Genomic DNA, 14,605 nt, shown 5'->3' with positions numbered 1-14,605 from the left:
CCTTACGAAATGAGTTTATTGTCTTAAGGAGCCTTTGAATGGCTGAAGAAGAAGCAACACAACCGACCCAAGCCGCACAGCCGCAGATGCGCATTCTGGGTCAATTCATCCGCGATATGTCGTTTGAAAACATCATGGCACAAAAAGGCGCGCCAACGGATGTGCAGCCAGACGTGCAGGTTCAGGTCAATCTGGATGCGAAAAAGCGGTCTGCTGACAACCAGTATGAATCCGCGATCAAGCTCAAGGTGACATCAAAGGCCAAAGGCGGCGACGCGACGCTGTTCTTGCTTGAAATCGACTATGTCGGGATTTTCCACGTCGAAAACGTGCCAGAAGATCAGATGCACCCGTTCTTGCTGATCGAATGCCCACGGATGATTTTCCCGTTCCTGCGCCGTGTTGTAAGCGATGTGACCCGCGACGGTGGCTTCCCGCCGCTGAACCTCGAAAACATCGACTTTGTCGCGCTGTATCGCAACGAAATCGCGCGCCGTCAGACCGAGAATACACAAAAAGCAGACGCCTAAAGCGTCTTCCACACAGCGCTGTCGCCCAGTTTATCGACAAATTCGGTATGGGCGGCAGTCTCTTGCGGGGTAATCCGCGAGGGCAGGGGCGTCGGGCGCGGTTTGGGTGTCCAGTCAGGGGTGGTATCACCTTCTTTGCGCTCTGGCTTGGTCGACAGACCGAAATCAGGCTGCCGCCCGCCAATCAGTTCAAGATACACCTCCGCGAGAATTTCACTATCAAGCAAAGCCCCGTGCAGCGTGCGCGATGCGTTGTCGATGCCGAAACGACGGCAGAGCGCATCCAGCGACGCCGGCGACCCAGGAAAGCGTTTGCGTGCGATGGCAAGCGTATCCAGCGCCTGTTCCCATGGGATCTGGGGCAGGCCCATCCACTTGAGTTCAGCATTCAGGAATTTGATGTCAAAGGCCGCATTGTGGATCACCAGCTTTGAATCGCCGATGAAATCCAGAAATTCCTGCCCGATCTGCGCAAACTTGGGTTTATCGCGCAGGAACTCGTCGCCTAGCCCGTGCACCTCGAATGCCTCGGCGGGCATGCTGCGCTCGGGATTGATATACTGGTGATAGGTATTGCCCGTCGCCACATGCCCGATCAGTTCAACCGCGCCGATTTCTACGATCCTATCGCCGCTTTGAGGGTCGAATCCGGTGGTTTCCGTATCCAGCACAATCTCACGCATGGGACAGCTTTCCTTTGATATCGTCGATAACGGCCTGCACCTGCGCGCGGGCATGGGGCAGGGTGTCTGTTTCAATCACATAGTCGGCCAAAGCGCATTTTTCATCGTTTGGCATCTGTTTGGCGCGCATGTTTTCGAACTGTTCAAGCGTCATTGTGCCGCGTTCCATCACCCGCCTTTGCTGGATTTCCCCCGAAACGGTAACGCAGGCAACCGCATCCATGCGTTTGTTGCCGCCGGTTTCAAAAATCAACGGGATATCAAGCACAACAATCTCTGCCTTGGTATCGGCCAGAAAAGCCGCGCGATCTTCGCCAACCAGCGGGTGCACAATGGCTTCGATCTTTTTCAATACGGTCGAGTCCGCATCAATCAAGTTTTTCAGCGCGGGTCGTGATACTTCGCCCGCGACGACGGCAACGGGCAACTCCTTTTGAAAGGCAGCAACTGCGGCGCCCTCTTTGGCATAAAGACGATGCACAGCGGCATCGGCGTCCCAAACGGCACAGCCCAGTTCAGCGAACATTTTTGCGGTGGTCGATTTCCCCATGCCGATCGACCCGGTCAGACCCAGTAGAAACATCAGCGCAACGCCGCCAAGCGTGTTTCGTGATCCACGATAGGACGCGCGCCAAACCACCGTTCGAACCCCGGCACCGCCTGATGCAAAAGCATGCCTAAACCATCAACAGTGACGCATCCCGCCGCTTCGGCCGCCGCCAATAGGCTTGTCTTTAGCGGCGCATAGACGAGATCCGTAACGACCGTGTCTGCGCGCAGCCCGCTCAGCGGCACGCGCAGCTCTGACTTGCCGATCATCCCAAGCGACGTGGTGTTCACCACCAAAGCGGCATGGCCCACCATCGTGCCAGCCTGCGACCAATCATAGACGGTCACCCGGTTTCCAAACACCGAGCGTAAGCGCTCGGCCCGCTCTCGGGTGCGGTTAGAAAGCAGAATTTCAGGCACGCCCGCATCCAGCAACGACCAGATCACGGCCCGCGCAGCGCCACCGGCGCCAAACACGCATGCGGGCCCAGCCGATGGCACCCAATCCGGTGCACCGGCTTTCAGGTTTTCAATAAACCCGTAGCCGTCCGTATTATCGCCCTGGATTTTTCCATCGGCGCGAAAGGTAATCGTGTTCACCGCACCAATCATCGCAGCACGATCCGTTATGATGTCCGCGATCTCGATCACAGCTTCCTTATGAGGGATCGTGACATTGGCCCCAACGAACCCCATTTTCGGCATCACCTCAAGCGTTTGGCGCAAATCGTCGGGTTCGACGTGTAGCGGGATATAGGCCCCCTGCAGGCCATGCGTTTTCAGCCAATGGCCATGGATCTGCGGGGATTTTGAATGGGCAATCGGCGACCCGATCACACCTGCTAGCGGTATTTTTGCCAAGCTCATGCGGATAAATCCCCCCGTAGCGTCAGATAATTCAACAATTCAAGCAGGGGTAACCCTAGGACATTAAAGTAATCCCCTTCAATGCCGCTGAACAGCCTGACGCCTTCTTCCTCCAGCTTATAGGCTCCAACCGCGTGGCTAATACTGTCCCAGTTTCGCGCGACGTAGTCTTGTATATAGTCATCCGAAGCATCGCGCATCCGCAACCGTACCTGACCCACGTGGCGCCAGATCGGTTTGCCGTCTTCGACGATAACCGCAGCGGACAACAAACTATGGCGATCACCCCGCAGGGATTTCAGCTGCGCGATCGCTTCGTCGGGCGTGGCGGGTTTCGACAGCAGCGTGCCGCGATGGTCGAGCACTTGATCGCAGCCTAGTACCAGCGCGCCGGGGGTCTTGTCGCTGACCTTGCGGGCTTTCATCTCTGCCAGTGTATCGGCGATGTCGCGTGGGGGCGCCTGCTCTGACAGCAGGGCCATCTTAATCATTTGTTCATCAATTTGGGCGACGCTCACCTCGTGAGGGACGCAAGCCTGTTGCAGCAACTGTGACCGGATCGACGAGCCGGAGGCGAGAATGAGACGTTGGGGCATGGGGATAAACCTGTGTGCGACGCTAGGAAGTTCTTAGGGATTTTTCCCCCGAATGGCGAGGGTCCGCAAAACCGTCGGGAAAACCCATGCCCTCCAGCCGGAATTTCCCGTTTTATACGGGCAGGCATAAGGATAAATCCGAATTCCCCTGAACGGAGTTAATCCCAAGCTTATCCACAGACCTACACAGTTTATCCCCCGATTTTTTTTCGAATAACCCACTGAAAATAATAATTTTAATTTGGCATCCTGTGACTTATCACTGTCAGAGGATTTACGAAGTACACAGGTGGATAAATCGAGGTACAAAACAGTAATCCACAGAAAATGGTCTCCCTACTTACATCATCATCTTTCTTCTTTTCTTATTTATATTAGTAAGAAGGCCCAAACCGGAGTCTGACATGACCGACCTGCTTGCCATCGCCTATCCTTGGGTAAAATCGCTTCATATCATTTCGGTCATTTCGTGGATGGCAGCGCTATTTTATCTGCCGCGCCTTCTCGTGCATCATACAGAGCAGGTAGGCCAAACTGGCCAAACCCATGATCTTTTCAAAATGATGGAGTACAAGCTGGCCACAGTCATCATGCGTCCTGCGATGATCGGCACGTGGATCTTTGGGCTGGCGCTGGTTCTGACGCCCGGCATCGTTGATTGGGCCGCTGTCTGGCCGTGGACGAAGGGCGCCAGCGTGTTTGCGATGACGGGCTTTCACGGGTGGCTTGTCGGGCGTGTGCGGGCCTTTGCAGCCGGTGAGAACAGCCTAAGCGGTAAACGTTACCGGATCATGAACGAAGTACCGACGCTGCTGATGATCATCATAGTGTTCTCGGTCGTCGTGAAATTCTAAGCTGATTGACGAAACCGGCAAATCTGAGTATGTGTTTGCTGCACCCCGTCCGGGGTTTGTATTAATCTGCCCATTTTTATGACACGACCCGCCCGTATTCCGGGACCGGAACAGGATATTTCCATGACAACTGAAACACTTAACCTTGCCGATCTAAAGGCGCAGACGCCTAAGAATCTTTTGGCGATGGCCGAAGAGCTTGAGATCGAAAACGCATCTACGATGCGTAAAGGCGAGATGATGTTCCAGATCCTGCGCGAACGCGCGGATGAAGGGTGGGAAATCTCTGGCGATGGTGTGCTGGAAGTATTGCAGGACGGCTTCGGGTTCCTGCGCTCGCCCGAGGCAAACTACCTGCCAGGCCCCGATGATATTTATGTTTCGCCCGAGATGATCCGCCAGCATTCGCTGCGCACGGGGGACACGATCGAAGGTTTGATCAAGGCGCCGGATGATACCGAACGTTACTTTGCACTGACTGAAGTGACCAAAATCAACTTTGAGGCGCCCGAAAAAGCACGGCACAAGGTTGCATTTGAAAACCTTACGCCGCTCTATCCCGACGAACGTCTCACGATGGAGGTGGATGATCCGACGATCAAGGACCGCTCGGCACGTATCATCGATCTGGTGTCGCCCATTGGTAAAGGCCAACGTTGTTTGATCGTGGCGCCGCCACGGACTGGTAAAACCGTTCTGCTGCAAAATATCGCCAATTCGATCGAAAAGAACCACCCAGAGTGCTATTTGATCGTTTTGCTGATCGATGAACGTCCCGAAGAAGTCACTGATATGCAGCGTAGTGTCAAAGGGGAGGTCGTCTCCTCGACTTTCGACGAGCCTGCAACCCGTCACGTTGCCGTGTCCGAAATGGTCATTGAAAAGGCAAAACGTCTCGTTGAACACAAGCGCGACGTCGTAATCTTGCTAGACTCGATCACCCGTTTGGGCCGCGCCTTTAACACTGTTGTACCATCATCGGGTAAAGTCCTGACCGGTGGGGTTGATGCGAATGCGCTACAACGTCCTAAACGATTCTTTGGCGCCGCGCGTAATATCGAAGAGGGTGGGTCGCTGACCATTATCGCGACCGCCCTGATCGACACCGGCAGCCGCATGGACGAAGTCATCTTTGAGGAATTCAAAGGGACCGGTAACTCCGAAATCGTCCTCGATCGCAAGATCGCAGACAAACGCGTCTTCCCTGCGATGGATATCCTCAAGTCCGGCACACGAAAAGAAGATCTGTTGGTTGATAAAACTGATCTCCAAAAGACCTTTGTCTTGCGTCGTATCCTGAACCCGATGGGTACCACGGATGCAATCGAATTCCTGATCGGAAAATTGAAGCAAACGAAGTCAAATTCCGATTTCTTCGACTCGATGAACAGCTAAATATTCACTTAATTCAGTGGGTTATATGATATGGATACGATATTCGCCCAAGCCACAGCGCAGGGGCGGGCCGGTGTTTGCGTCATTCGTATCTCGGGCCCGCAGGCTTTTTTAATCGCAAATACGATCGCATCGCCGTTGCCGGCAGTGCGGTTGGCTGCGGTTCGCGCAGTTCGCGACGCCGAAGGGCAAATCCTCGATCGTGCATTAGTGCTCTCGTTTGAGGGGCCTAACAGTTTTACTGGCGAAGACACGGTAGAGTTGCACCTCCACGGCAGTATTGCGGTCGTGCGGGCTGTGCTACGATTACTCTCCGGTTTCGATAATGCTCGCCTCGCGGAACCTGGAGAATTTACGCGTCGAGCGATGGAGAACGGTAAACTTGATCTTACTCAGGTCGAAGGCTTGGGGGATTTGATCGAGGCTGAGACTGAGGCGCAGCGCAAACAAGCTTTGCGCGTCTTGTCCGGTCACTTGGGCCACAAAGTTGACAGCTGGCGCGAAAAACTAGTACGCGCTGCTGCTCTGCTTGAAGTCACCATCGATTTCGCTGACGAGGATGTCCCTGTGGACGTTTCGCCTGAAGTGAATACGCTTCTTACTGCGGTAAATTCCGATATTTTAGAAGAAATCGCAGGTACTCACAGTGCCGAACGGATCAGAACGGGGTTCGAAGTCGCTATTATCGGCCGGCCGAATGCTGGCAAATCGACTTTATTAAATTCTCTGGCGGGCCGCGACGCAGCGATCACCTCGGCTGTAGCTGGCACAACGCGTGATATCATTGAGGTCCGAATGGATCTAGGCGGATTGCCCGTCACACTCCTTGATACTGCCGGCCTACGAGAGGGCGCCGACGAAGTCGAAGCAATCGGAATTGACCGTGCTAAGATCCGCGCTGAACAGGCCGACCTTCGGGTCTTTTTAGTTGATAAATACGAAGAGCTTCCGGTCTCCGTTATGCCCGATGATATCATTCTGCGACCAAAAGCGGATCTGTTGGAGAATCCAGAGGGCGCAATTTCAGGTGTTACTGGGCAGGGCGTAAAGCAACTTATTAATAGAATTCAAGAAGTTCTAAGTATTCGTAGCTTAAATGCTGGTTTGGCAACACATGAACGTCATCGTGTTGCGTTGCAAAGATCAGCCGAAGGTTTGGCAACTGCGATGTTGGTTCTGGATCATGGACCTGATCAATATGATATAGCGTCAGAAGAGTTGCGCCATTCGATTCGCGCGCTTGAGGCATTGGTTGGTCGGATTGACGTTGAGAACTTGCTAGATGTAATCTTTTCAAGCTTTTGCTTGGGTAAATAGATGGAGTGTTTCACGTGAAACATTTTGATGTCATTGTTATCGGTGGGGGACATGCCGGGGCCGAGGCTGCGCATGCGTCAGCTCGATTAGGTGCAAGTACCGCTTTGATAACAATGTCGCGCGATGGAATCGGGGTGATGTCCTGCAATCCCGCAATAGGCGGATTGGGTAAAGGTCATCTTGTGCGTGAAATTGATGCGATGGATGGCGTAATGGGCCGTGTCGCAGATAAGGCCGGCATTCAATTTCGCCTTCTAAATCGCCGCAAGGGCCCAGCCGTACAAGGGCCGCGCGCCCAGGCAGACCGTGCTATATATCGTCGCGAAATGCTTTCAGAGACCGAACAGCGAGCCAATCTCGAGATAATTGAGGGCGAAGTCACCGACTTTATCGTTAAAAAAGGCAGCGTAGCCGGTGCTATACTGTCCGATGGGATGGAAATCTCCGCAGCGGCGGTTGTTTTGACAACAGGCACGTTCCTTCGCGGCGTTATTCATATCGGTGATAGAGCACGATCTGGGGGTCGTATGGGCGACAGAGCTTCAGTCGACCTTGCAAACCGGATCGATTCATTTGACTTACCTCTTGGACGATTGAAGACCGGAACGCCACCACGGCTAGATGGGCGAACCATTGACTGGGAGAAACTTGAATCGCAGCCGGGGGATGCAGAGCCAGTACTTTTTTCGTTTTTGTCTGAAGCGACATCGGCAAGTCAAATTTCCTGCGGTATCACGCATACTAATGAGAAAACGCACGACATTATTCGCAACAATCTGACGCGTTCTGCGATGTATGGCGGTCATATTGACGGTGTTGGACCGCGCTATTGCCCCTCAATTGAAGATAAGGTGGTAAGGTTTGCGGATAAAACCTCGCACCAGGTTTTTCTAGAGCCCGAGGGCGCCGACGATCACACCATTTATCCGAACGGTATTTCTACATCTTTACCCGAGGAAGTGCAGCTTGAATATGTGCGTTCTATGGTTGGATTAGAGCGGGTTGAGATCATTCAGCCTGGTTATGCGATTGAATACGACTACGTAGACCCCCGGGCCCTCGATCTCACGCTTTCCGTGCGAAGCGTACCGGGACTTTTTTTGGCGGGCCAGATTAACGGCACGACGGGGTACGAAGAGGCTGCAGCTCAAGGTTTGGTCGCAGGATTGAATGCGGGACTGCTGGCACAAGGTAAGGAATCAATTACTTTTAGCCGGTCAGAAAGCTACATCGGCGTAATGATCGATGATCTTACAACGCGGGGCGTAACCGAACCTTATCGGATGTTTACATCGCGCGCTGAGTTCCGTCTTTCGCTTCGCGCAGATAATGCCGACCAAAGGTTGACGCCGATTGCCATCGCACTGGGTGTGGCTGGTACGAAGCGGATTGAGCGCTTTCAGGCCAAGATGTCTAAAATCGATGACGCTATGGCGATACTTACCAAAGATGCTTATGCCTCAAAGGCTATAGAGGCTGCTGGGATTAAGGTAAGCCAGGATGGGTCAAAGCGAACAGGATTCGAACTTTTAGCTTTTCCAGATGTGACGTTCGAACATCTCATTAATATCAACCCGGAGCTTGAGATCATCGAGCCGGAAATTCGGCGTCAGGTCGAGCGGGACGCACTGTACGCACATTATATTGTGCGCCAAAAAAGGGATATAGACCTTTTACGGAAGGACGAAGCACATATTATTCCAACTGAGTTCGACTATAATTCAATTGATGGCCTGTCGAACGAACTCAAATCGAAACTATCGATTTCTCGGCCAGGAAATCTGTCCCAAGCAGCCCGAATTGATGGCATGACTCCATCTGCTCTGACGCTGCTACTGTCACATCTCAAACGTGACAGCCGAAAGAAGTCAGCATAATGACGGTACCAGAGGGCGATGTTTCACGTGAAACATTAAAAAAGCTCGAGCTTTTTTCAGATCTCGTAGAAAAATGGACGGCGAAGATTAATCTCGTTTCCAAGTCTAGCGTCTCCGAACTGTGGGATCGGCATATTCGGGATTCTATGCAGCTTTATGCCCACGCACCAAAGGCGGACCATTGGGTCGATTTAGGCAGTGGGGGCGGCTTCCCTGCAATAATACTTGCCCTAATGGCAGAGCAAGAGGGAAGAGATACCAGATTCACCCTAGTCGAGAGCGATCAGAGAAAGTGTGTATTTCTGCGCACGGCCATTCGCGAACTTAATCTCAGCGCGCTGGTGGTAAATCATCGGATTGAGTCCATCGAGCCATTGTCTGCAGATGTGCTTAGCGCACGGGCACTCGCCGATCTATCTACCCTCATGGGATTTGCGAGCCTTCATATGAGCCCATCTGGAACTGCACTCTTTCCGAAGGGCGGAAATTGGCGTGAAGAGCATAGCGTGGCAAAATTGAAGTGGGCCTATACCTGCGAGGCGATCCCGAGTAAGACGAACAGCGCTGCCGCAATCCTTAAGATCAAGGAAATCAAACATGTCTGACCTGTCTCGGCCATCAGGACCAAAGATTATCGCAATTGCGAACCAGAAGGGTGGGGTGGGCAAAACCACAACGACGATTAATTTGGCTGCCGCATTGGTCGAGCAAAAGCAACGTGTTCTTGTGATAGACTTAGACCCGCAGGGGAATGCATCGACGGGTTTGGGCATCGAGCTTGATGATAGAGAATTCACAACTTACGAATTATTGCTCGAAGATATTGATCTAGACCAGGTTATCATGTCGACCGAGACGAAGGGTTTGCATATCGTTGCTGCGACGGTTGACCTGAGCTCGGCAGATATGGAGCTTATCTCCAATGAGAAGCGCAGCTTTCTTTTGCATGATGCTTTGCGTCAGACCCAAATGGACAGCTACGCATTTGACTATATATTGATCGACTGCCCCCCATCGCTGAACTTGCTGACAGTGAACGCGATGATTGCGGCGCATTCAGTTCTGGTGCCACTACAAAGCGAATTTTTTGCTTTGGAAGGTCTCTCGCAGCTGATGCTTACAATTCGAGAGGTGCGGCAGAACGGAAATAAAGACCTGCGTATCGAGGGAGTTCTTCTGACGATGTATGATCGGCGGAATAATCTGTCTCAGCAGGTTGAACAGGACGCCCGGAGCAATTTGGGTGAGCTGGTATATAAAACTGTGATTCCGCGGAATGTCCGTGTTAGCGAGGCACCGAGCTATGCGATGCCGGTTTTGAGCTATGACAGTGGATCGAAGGGAGCGAAAGCATATCGCGATCTTGCGCAAGAAGTACTGGCAAATAGTGTTATATAAATAAGGGGTCAGACAATGGCAGATAGAGACAAACGACGCGGTTTGGGCCGCGGATTGTCGGCGTTGATGGCAGATGTAGCGGAGACACAAACGGTGGCATCAGAAGGCGCAGCGGAACAATATGTTCCGATTGAAAAAATTTCTCCTAACCCGGAGCAGCCACGCAAGCGGTTTGATCCGCAGGATCTGGATGACCTCGCAAATTCGATCCGCGAAAAGGGCGTTATCCAGCCGCTGATCGTGCGCCGCCGCGACGACGGAACCTTCGAGATTGTTGCCGGTGAACGGCGCTGGCGTGCGTCACAGATGGCGCAGCTGCACGAGCTGCCGATCATTGTTCGCGAATTTACCGACGTTGAAGTTCTTGAAGTCGCGATTATCGAAAACATTCAGCGCGCGGACCTCAACTCGATTGAAGAAGCTGCAGGGTATCGGCAGCTGATGGATCGTTTCGGGCACACGCAGGAAAAAATGGCTGAAGCCTTGGGTAAAAGTCGAAGCCATATTGCGAACTTGCTGCGGCTTTTGAACCTGCCCGAAGATGTGCTGGAACTGGTACGGCAGGGTGATCTGACGGCCGGACACGCACGGACCTTGGTGCCGTCAAAGAACCCTGAAAAGTTGGCGAAGCAGATTATTGCAGGTGGCTTGTCAGTACGGGCTGCCGAGGCTTTGATCAAGAAAGAGCATCAGGCCGAAAACGGAGGCTCCGAAAAGCGCACTGCGCGTCCGACAGGTGAGAAAGATGCAGACACCCGCGCACTTGAGGGGGATCTGTCGGCTAATCTGGGCCTAAAGGTAACGCTTAACCATAAACCCGGGCAGGAAGCCGGCCAGATGGTATTGCATTACACAACGATGGATGAGCTGGACGAGCTCTGCCAACGTTTGTCGGCTTCTTAGTCAGACAATAGCTCGGCCAGGATAGCGTTCAGCACCATAAAGCCCTGATCCGTGACGAAAAGCTGATCTTGAACGCTAGAAATCATCCCGATGTCCTGCATCTGGGTGATTTTCTTTGTTGATAGGGGGGCACCCGCGAGGGCCTCGTAACGTCGAAGGTCGACACCTTCTTTCAAGCGCAGACCCATCATCAAAAACTCGCTGCCTTGATCCTCGGTGGTAAGCAGCTCGCGGGGTTTTTCTGTGGCTCCACTTACGCTTGCATCAAGCCAGCGTTTAGGATTGCTGAAGCATTCGGTCGCAAACCGATTACCATTCTGGGTTAAACGCCCATGCGCCCCGGGACCAATGCCTAGGTAATCGCCGTACCGCCAGTAGATGAGGTTATGCCGCGATTGGGCACCGTCGCGCGCATGGTTAGACACCTCGTAAGATGGCATACCCATCTCTCCGCAAATGTCCTGGGTTGCAGCATACATATCGGCGCCAAGGTCATCGGTCGGAAGCCCGCGAAGTTTTCCGACCGCATAGCGATCCCCAAAGGCGGTGCCTTGTTCGATCGTCAATTGGTACAAAGACATATGGTCTATCGCGAGGGATAGGGCCTGCTTTAGCTCGGTCTGCCAGTCAGCTAAAGTCTGATTCTGGCGTCCATAGATCAAATCAAAGCTGACGCGGTCAAATGTCGTGCGGGCAATATCGAACGCTGCCAGCCCCTCTGCTATAGTATGAATACGCCCAAGCCGTTTCAGGTCAGCGTCGTTCAGCGCCTGTATCCCCATAGAAATACGGTTAACGCCGGCCTGTCGGAAGGCGGCGAAGCGATCGGCCTCAACCGAGCCTGGGTTCGCTTCAAGTGTAATTTCCAAGTCATTAGCTGTTGGCCAAAGGCGCCGGATTGCGGCGATGACGTCCGCGACGACGTCAGGGTCCATCAGGCTTGGGGTGCCGCCGCCGAAAAAGACAGCGTTCAACACACGCCCTTGGGTTTCGGCCGCGCCGCGTTCCAGCTCTGACAGATAGGCGTCACGCCAAGCGCGTTGGTCAATTGAGCGACTAACATGGCTGTTAAAGTCACAATAGGGGCATTTAGCCTCGCAGAAAGGCCAATGAATATAAAGGCCAAAGCCGCCCTGACGCCAATCCTCAGTCAAAGCAGGCAGAGATCATTTTGGCGAAAGCATCCGCACGGTGGCTGATTGCGTTCTTGGCATCGGCAGACATTTCGCCAAAGGTCTGGTCATGCCCGTCGGGTTGGAACATCGGGTCATAGCCATGACCGATGTCGCCTCGGATGGGCCAGACGAGAGTGCCATTCACGCGGCCTTCGAAAATCTCTTCGTGGCCGTCAGGCCAGACCAAAACCAATGTCGCGCAGAACCGCGCGCGGCGCGGGTGGGGGGCGTTCGCCTCTTCCAACAGATTGTGGGTCTTGGTCATCGCCATGACGAAATCGCGGCCGTTGGGCGTTTCGGACCAATCGGCGGTATAGACGCCGGGTGCATTGTCCAGCGCTTCGACTTCGATCCCGGAATCATCTGCTAGCGCGGGAAGGCCTGTTGCCTCGACCGCTGCCAGTGCTTTGATGCGGGCATTGCCGACGAAGGTGCTTTCAGTTTCTTCCGGCTCTGCCAGGTTCATCTCAGCGGCGCCTTTGACGGTGACGCCGAAGGGGGCGAAAAGCTCTGCCATTTCCTGCAACTTGCCAGCGTTGTGGGTGGCGACCAGGATCTGGTCGCCGGTGAGTTTACGGGTCATGCGGTGGCTGCCTTTTGCTTCTCGACCAGCTCTGCCACGCCCTTTTCGGCGAGGTCCATCAGCTGGTTCATCTGGTCGCGCGAATAGGTGGAGCCTTCGGCGCTCATCTGGATCTCTATCAATTTGCCGCTGCCGGTCATGATAAAGTTACCGTCAACGCCCGCTTCGGAATCCTCGGGGTAATCAAGGTCCAGCACCGGCTGGCCCGCATAGATGCCGCAGCTAATCGCGGCGACCGGATCAACCAGCGGGTCGCTGATGACATCGCCGGCCTTCATGAGCTTATTTACGGCGAGCTTCAATGCGACCCAACCGCCCGTTATAGACGCGCAACGTGTGCCACCGTCTGCCTGCAGCACGTCGCAGTCGATAGTGATTTGACGTTCGCCCAAAGCGCTGCGATCCACGCCGGCACGCAGGGCGCGACCGATGAGGCGCTGAATTTCGACGGTGCGTCCGCCTTGTTTGCCCATCGCGGCCTCGCGGCGCATGCGGGTGTTGGTGGCGCGCGGCAGCATACCGTATTCGGCGGTAACCCATCCCAAACTGGAGCCTTTGATAAACGGCGGCACGCGGTCTTCGATCGTTGCTGTACACAGCACGTGGGTGTCACCCATCTTGATCAGGGCCGATCCTTCGGCGTGTTTGGTAAAGCCGGTTTCAATCGACACGGCACGCAGTTCATCAAGTTTCCGACCAGAGGGGCGCATAGGGTGTTCCTTTTCCATTTGTCTTTGGGGATAACTCTGCGTTGCGGCGCGATGCAACCCCGATTGACGTTTGCCCCCCGACGCACATACTTCTGCCTACATGGACAAAGTACCAACAGTTTTAGATGAAATGAACGACCGCTCGCGCGAGGTGTTCCGCCGCGTGGTCGAAGGCTATCTGGCCAATGGGGACCCTGTAGGGTCGCGCACGCTGACCCGGGATTTCAGCGAAAAGGTCAGCGCGGCCACCATTCGCAATGTGATGCAGGATCTTGAATATATGGGCCTGCTTGGCAGCCCCCATGTCAGCGCGGGCCGTATCCCGACGCAGATGGGCCTGCGGATGTTCGTCGACGGCATGATCGAGATCGGCGATCCGACAGAAACGGACCGCGAAAAGATCGACGCGACGGTTGGCAGCAACAACGCGGATGTCAGTGGTATCCTAGATCGCGTAGGGTCGGCGCTGTCTGGCGTGACACAAGGCGCCTCACTGGTGCTGACGCCAAAGCACGAAGCGCCGATCAAGCATATCGAATTTGTTTCACTGTCTCACGACAGGGCGCTGGTGGTTCTGGTATTCTCAGACGGTCACGTGGAAAACCGCTTGTTTGCGCCCCCGCCGGGCCAGACCCCCAGCAGCATGCGCGAGGCTGCGAATTTCCTGAACGCGCTGGTCGAGGGGAAAACCATCTCGGAATTGCAGCGCACCATCGCGCATGAGATCAGCCAGCGACGCCAGCAGATCGACATTCTGGCGCAGCAACTCGTCGAAAGCGGGCTGGCCTTATGGCAGGGTGAGGGCGAGACACCCGAGCGATTGATCGTGCGCGGGCGGTCGAATCTGATCAACGCCGAAGGCGAGGCAGAGAACATTGAATTGATCCGCCAGCTGTTTGACGACCTTGAACGCAAGCGGGACATCGCCGAATTCCTCGAATTGGCCGATGCGGGCGACGGTGTGCGCATTTTTATTGGTTCTGAGAATAAACTTTTTTCACTTTCGGGTTCCTCTCTGGTGGTTTCCCCTTATATGAACGCTGATCGTAAGGTGATCGGGGCGGTCGGTGTGATCGGCCCCACGCGCCTGAATTATGGACGTATCGTGCCGATTGTGAATTACACGGCGCAGCTGGTTGGAAAGCTGATTTCGAACCGCAGCTAGAGG

16 protein-coding genes are annotated in these 14,605 nt (G+C 54.1%); 9 read left to right on the top strand and 7 right to left on the bottom strand.

The genetic code is table 11. The annotated features are described in order from the left end of the window. Positions 1–38 precede the first annotated feature (38 nt). Positions 39–530, top strand: coding sequence for a protein-export chaperone SecB (secB, locus tag BLQ98_RS07860; protein WP_093732793.1), 492 nt, complete (start codon positions 39–41; stop codon positions 528–530). Here secB and dnaQ read toward each other — a convergent pair. From dnaQ to BLQ98_RS07840, 4 genes are read right to left on the bottom strand one after another with little or no spacing between them, the layout of a single operon-like run. Next, positions 527–1,213, bottom strand: a complete 687-nt coding sequence (dnaQ, locus tag BLQ98_RS07855; protein ID WP_093732792.1) for a DNA polymerase III subunit epsilon — start codon at positions 1,211–1,213, stop codon at positions 527–529. The genes secB and dnaQ overlap by 4 nt on opposite strands. Further along, entirely contained in the window at positions 1,206–1,796 is a 591-nt protein-coding gene (coaE, locus tag BLQ98_RS07850; RefSeq protein ID WP_093732791.1) for a dephospho-CoA kinase, read from the bottom strand. The genes dnaQ and coaE overlap by 8 nt, the downstream gene beginning before the upstream one ends. Continuing rightward, positions 1,796–2,629 carry a shikimate dehydrogenase gene (locus BLQ98_RS07845; RefSeq protein WP_093732790.1) on the bottom strand — a complete coding sequence of 278 codons (834 nt, stop codon included), beginning with the start codon at positions 2,627–2,629 and terminating at the stop codon, positions 1,796–1,798. Before BLQ98_RS07845 ends, coaE begins: the two co-directional genes overlap by 1 nt. Further along, a complete protein-coding gene (locus tag BLQ98_RS07840) occupies positions 2,626–3,225 on the bottom strand; it encodes a Maf family protein (RefSeq protein ID WP_093732789.1) in 600 nt (199 codons plus the stop codon). The genes BLQ98_RS07845 and BLQ98_RS07840 overlap by 4 nt, the downstream gene beginning before the upstream one ends. A 404-nt stretch (positions 3,226–3,629) precedes the next feature. Between BLQ98_RS07840 and BLQ98_RS07835 the strand changes: the two genes are divergently transcribed. The 7 genes from BLQ98_RS07835 (at position 3,630) to BLQ98_RS07805 (ending at position 10,969) form a co-directional block, all read left to right on the top strand. Continuing rightward, positions 3,630–4,079 (top strand): CopD family protein, encoded by a 450-nt coding sequence (locus tag BLQ98_RS07835; protein ID WP_093732788.1) that lies wholly within the window; start codon positions 3,630–3,632, stop codon positions 4,077–4,079. Between the two features lie 123 nt (positions 4,080–4,202). Continuing rightward, positions 4,203–5,474, top strand: a complete 1,272-nt coding sequence (gene rho / locus BLQ98_RS07830; RefSeq protein ID WP_093732787.1) for a transcription termination factor Rho — start codon at positions 4,203–4,205, stop codon at positions 5,472–5,474. 30 nt (positions 5,475–5,504) lie between these two features. Further along, the gene (gene mnmE, locus BLQ98_RS07825; protein ID WP_093732786.1) at positions 5,505–6,791 is read left to right on the top strand and encodes a tRNA uridine-5-carboxymethylaminomethyl(34) synthesis GTPase MnmE; all 1,287 of its coding nucleotides are present in this window, start codon (positions 5,505–5,507) and stop codon (positions 6,789–6,791) included. Between the two features lie 14 nt (positions 6,792–6,805). Next, positions 6,806–8,668 (top strand): tRNA uridine-5-carboxymethylaminomethyl(34) synthesis enzyme MnmG, encoded by a 1,863-nt coding sequence (gene mnmG, locus BLQ98_RS07820; RefSeq protein ID WP_093732785.1) that lies wholly within the window; start codon positions 6,806–6,808, stop codon positions 8,666–8,668. Next, positions 8,668–9,273: a 16S rRNA (guanine(527)-N(7))-methyltransferase RsmG gene (gene rsmG / locus BLQ98_RS07815; protein ID WP_093732784.1), complete on the top strand. Its 606-nt coding sequence runs from the start codon at positions 8,668–8,670 to the stop codon at positions 9,271–9,273. The genes mnmG and rsmG overlap by 1 nt, the downstream gene beginning before the upstream one ends. Further along, positions 9,266–10,066 carry a ParA family protein gene (locus BLQ98_RS07810; RefSeq protein WP_093732783.1) on the top strand — a complete coding sequence of 267 codons (801 nt, stop codon included), beginning with the start codon at positions 9,266–9,268 and terminating at the stop codon, positions 10,064–10,066. Before rsmG ends, BLQ98_RS07810 begins: the two co-directional genes overlap by 8 nt. Positions 10,067–10,081: 15 nt before the next feature. Beyond that, the gene (locus tag BLQ98_RS07805; RefSeq protein WP_093732782.1) at positions 10,082–10,969 is read left to right on the top strand and encodes a ParB/RepB/Spo0J family partition protein; all 888 of its coding nucleotides are present in this window, start codon (positions 10,082–10,084) and stop codon (positions 10,967–10,969) included. Here BLQ98_RS07805 and hemW read toward each other — a convergent pair. From hemW to rph, 3 genes are read right to left on the bottom strand one after another with little or no spacing between them, the layout of a single operon-like run. After that, complete coding sequence (gene hemW / locus BLQ98_RS07800) at positions 10,966–12,123, bottom strand: radical SAM family heme chaperone HemW (protein WP_093732781.1); 1,158 nt, start codon at positions 12,121–12,123, stop codon at positions 10,966–10,968. The two genes, BLQ98_RS07805 and hemW, sit on opposite strands and share 4 nt — an antisense overlap. Next, complete coding sequence (gene rdgB / locus BLQ98_RS07795) at positions 12,116–12,727, bottom strand: RdgB/HAM1 family non-canonical purine NTP pyrophosphatase (protein WP_093732780.1); 612 nt, start codon at positions 12,725–12,727, stop codon at positions 12,116–12,118. The genes hemW and rdgB overlap by 8 nt, the downstream gene beginning before the upstream one ends. Continuing rightward, the gene (rph, locus tag BLQ98_RS07790; RefSeq protein ID WP_093732779.1) at positions 12,724–13,437 is read right to left on the bottom strand and encodes a ribonuclease PH; all 714 of its coding nucleotides are present in this window, start codon (positions 13,435–13,437) and stop codon (positions 12,724–12,726) included. The genes rdgB and rph overlap by 4 nt, the downstream gene beginning before the upstream one ends. A 100-nt stretch (positions 13,438–13,537) precedes the next feature. Between rph and hrcA the strand changes: the two genes are divergently transcribed. Beyond that, complete coding sequence (gene hrcA / locus BLQ98_RS07785) at positions 13,538–14,602, top strand: heat-inducible transcriptional repressor HrcA (RefSeq protein ID WP_208596033.1); 1,065 nt, start codon at positions 13,538–13,540, stop codon at positions 14,600–14,602. Positions 14,603–14,605: the final 3 nt, after the last annotated feature.

Origin of the sequence: Sulfitobacter litoralis (assembly GCF_900103185.1) — a bacterium.
Classification (GTDB): domain Bacteria; phylum Pseudomonadota; class Alphaproteobacteria; order Rhodobacterales; family Rhodobacteraceae; genus Sulfitobacter; species Sulfitobacter litoralis.
The sequence above is the reverse complement of the archived record's forward strand: the minus strand, read 5'-3'. Positions and strand labels throughout refer to the sequence as shown.

Excerpts from the sequence above, each read along its gene's own strand:
- secB (WP_093732793.1), top strand. The coding sequence starts at position 39 with ATGGCTGAAGAAGAAGCAACACAACCGACCCAAGCCGCACAGCCGCAG.
- dnaQ (WP_093732792.1), bottom strand. The coding sequence starts at position 1,213 with ATGCGTGAGATTGTGCTGGATACGGAAACCACCGGATTCGACCCTCAA.
- coaE (WP_093732791.1), bottom strand. The coding sequence starts at position 1,796 with ATGTTTCTACTGGGTCTGACCGGGTCGATCGGCATGGGGAAATCGACC.
- BLQ98_RS07845 (WP_093732790.1), bottom strand. The coding sequence starts at position 2,629 with ATGAGCTTGGCAAAAATACCGCTAGCAGGTGTGATCGGGTCGCCGATT.
- BLQ98_RS07840 (WP_093732789.1), bottom strand. The coding sequence starts at position 3,225 with ATGCCCCAACGTCTCATTCTCGCCTCCGGCTCGTCGATCCGGTCACAG.
- BLQ98_RS07835 (WP_093732788.1), top strand. The coding sequence starts at position 3,630 with ATGACCGACCTGCTTGCCATCGCCTATCCTTGGGTAAAATCGCTTCAT.
- rho (WP_093732787.1), top strand. The coding sequence starts at position 4,203 with ATGACAACTGAAACACTTAACCTTGCCGATCTAAAGGCGCAGACGCCT.
- mnmE (WP_093732786.1), top strand. The coding sequence starts at position 5,505 with ATGGATACGATATTCGCCCAAGCCACAGCGCAGGGGCGGGCCGGTGTT.
- rsmG (WP_093732784.1), top strand. The coding sequence starts at position 8,668 with ATGACGGTACCAGAGGGCGATGTTTCACGTGAAACATTAAAAAAGCTC.
- BLQ98_RS07810 (WP_093732783.1), top strand. The coding sequence starts at position 9,266 with ATGTCTGACCTGTCTCGGCCATCAGGACCAAAGATTATCGCAATTGCG.
- BLQ98_RS07805 (WP_093732782.1), top strand. The coding sequence starts at position 10,082 with ATGGCAGATAGAGACAAACGACGCGGTTTGGGCCGCGGATTGTCGGCG.
- rdgB (WP_093732780.1), bottom strand. The coding sequence starts at position 12,727 with ATGACCCGTAAACTCACCGGCGACCAGATCCTGGTCGCCACCCACAAC.
- rph (WP_093732779.1), bottom strand. The coding sequence starts at position 13,437 with ATGCGCCCCTCTGGTCGGAAACTTGATGAACTGCGTGCCGTGTCGATT.
- hrcA (WP_208596033.1), top strand. The coding sequence starts at position 13,538 with ATGGACAAAGTACCAACAGTTTTAGATGAAATGAACGACCGCTCGCGC.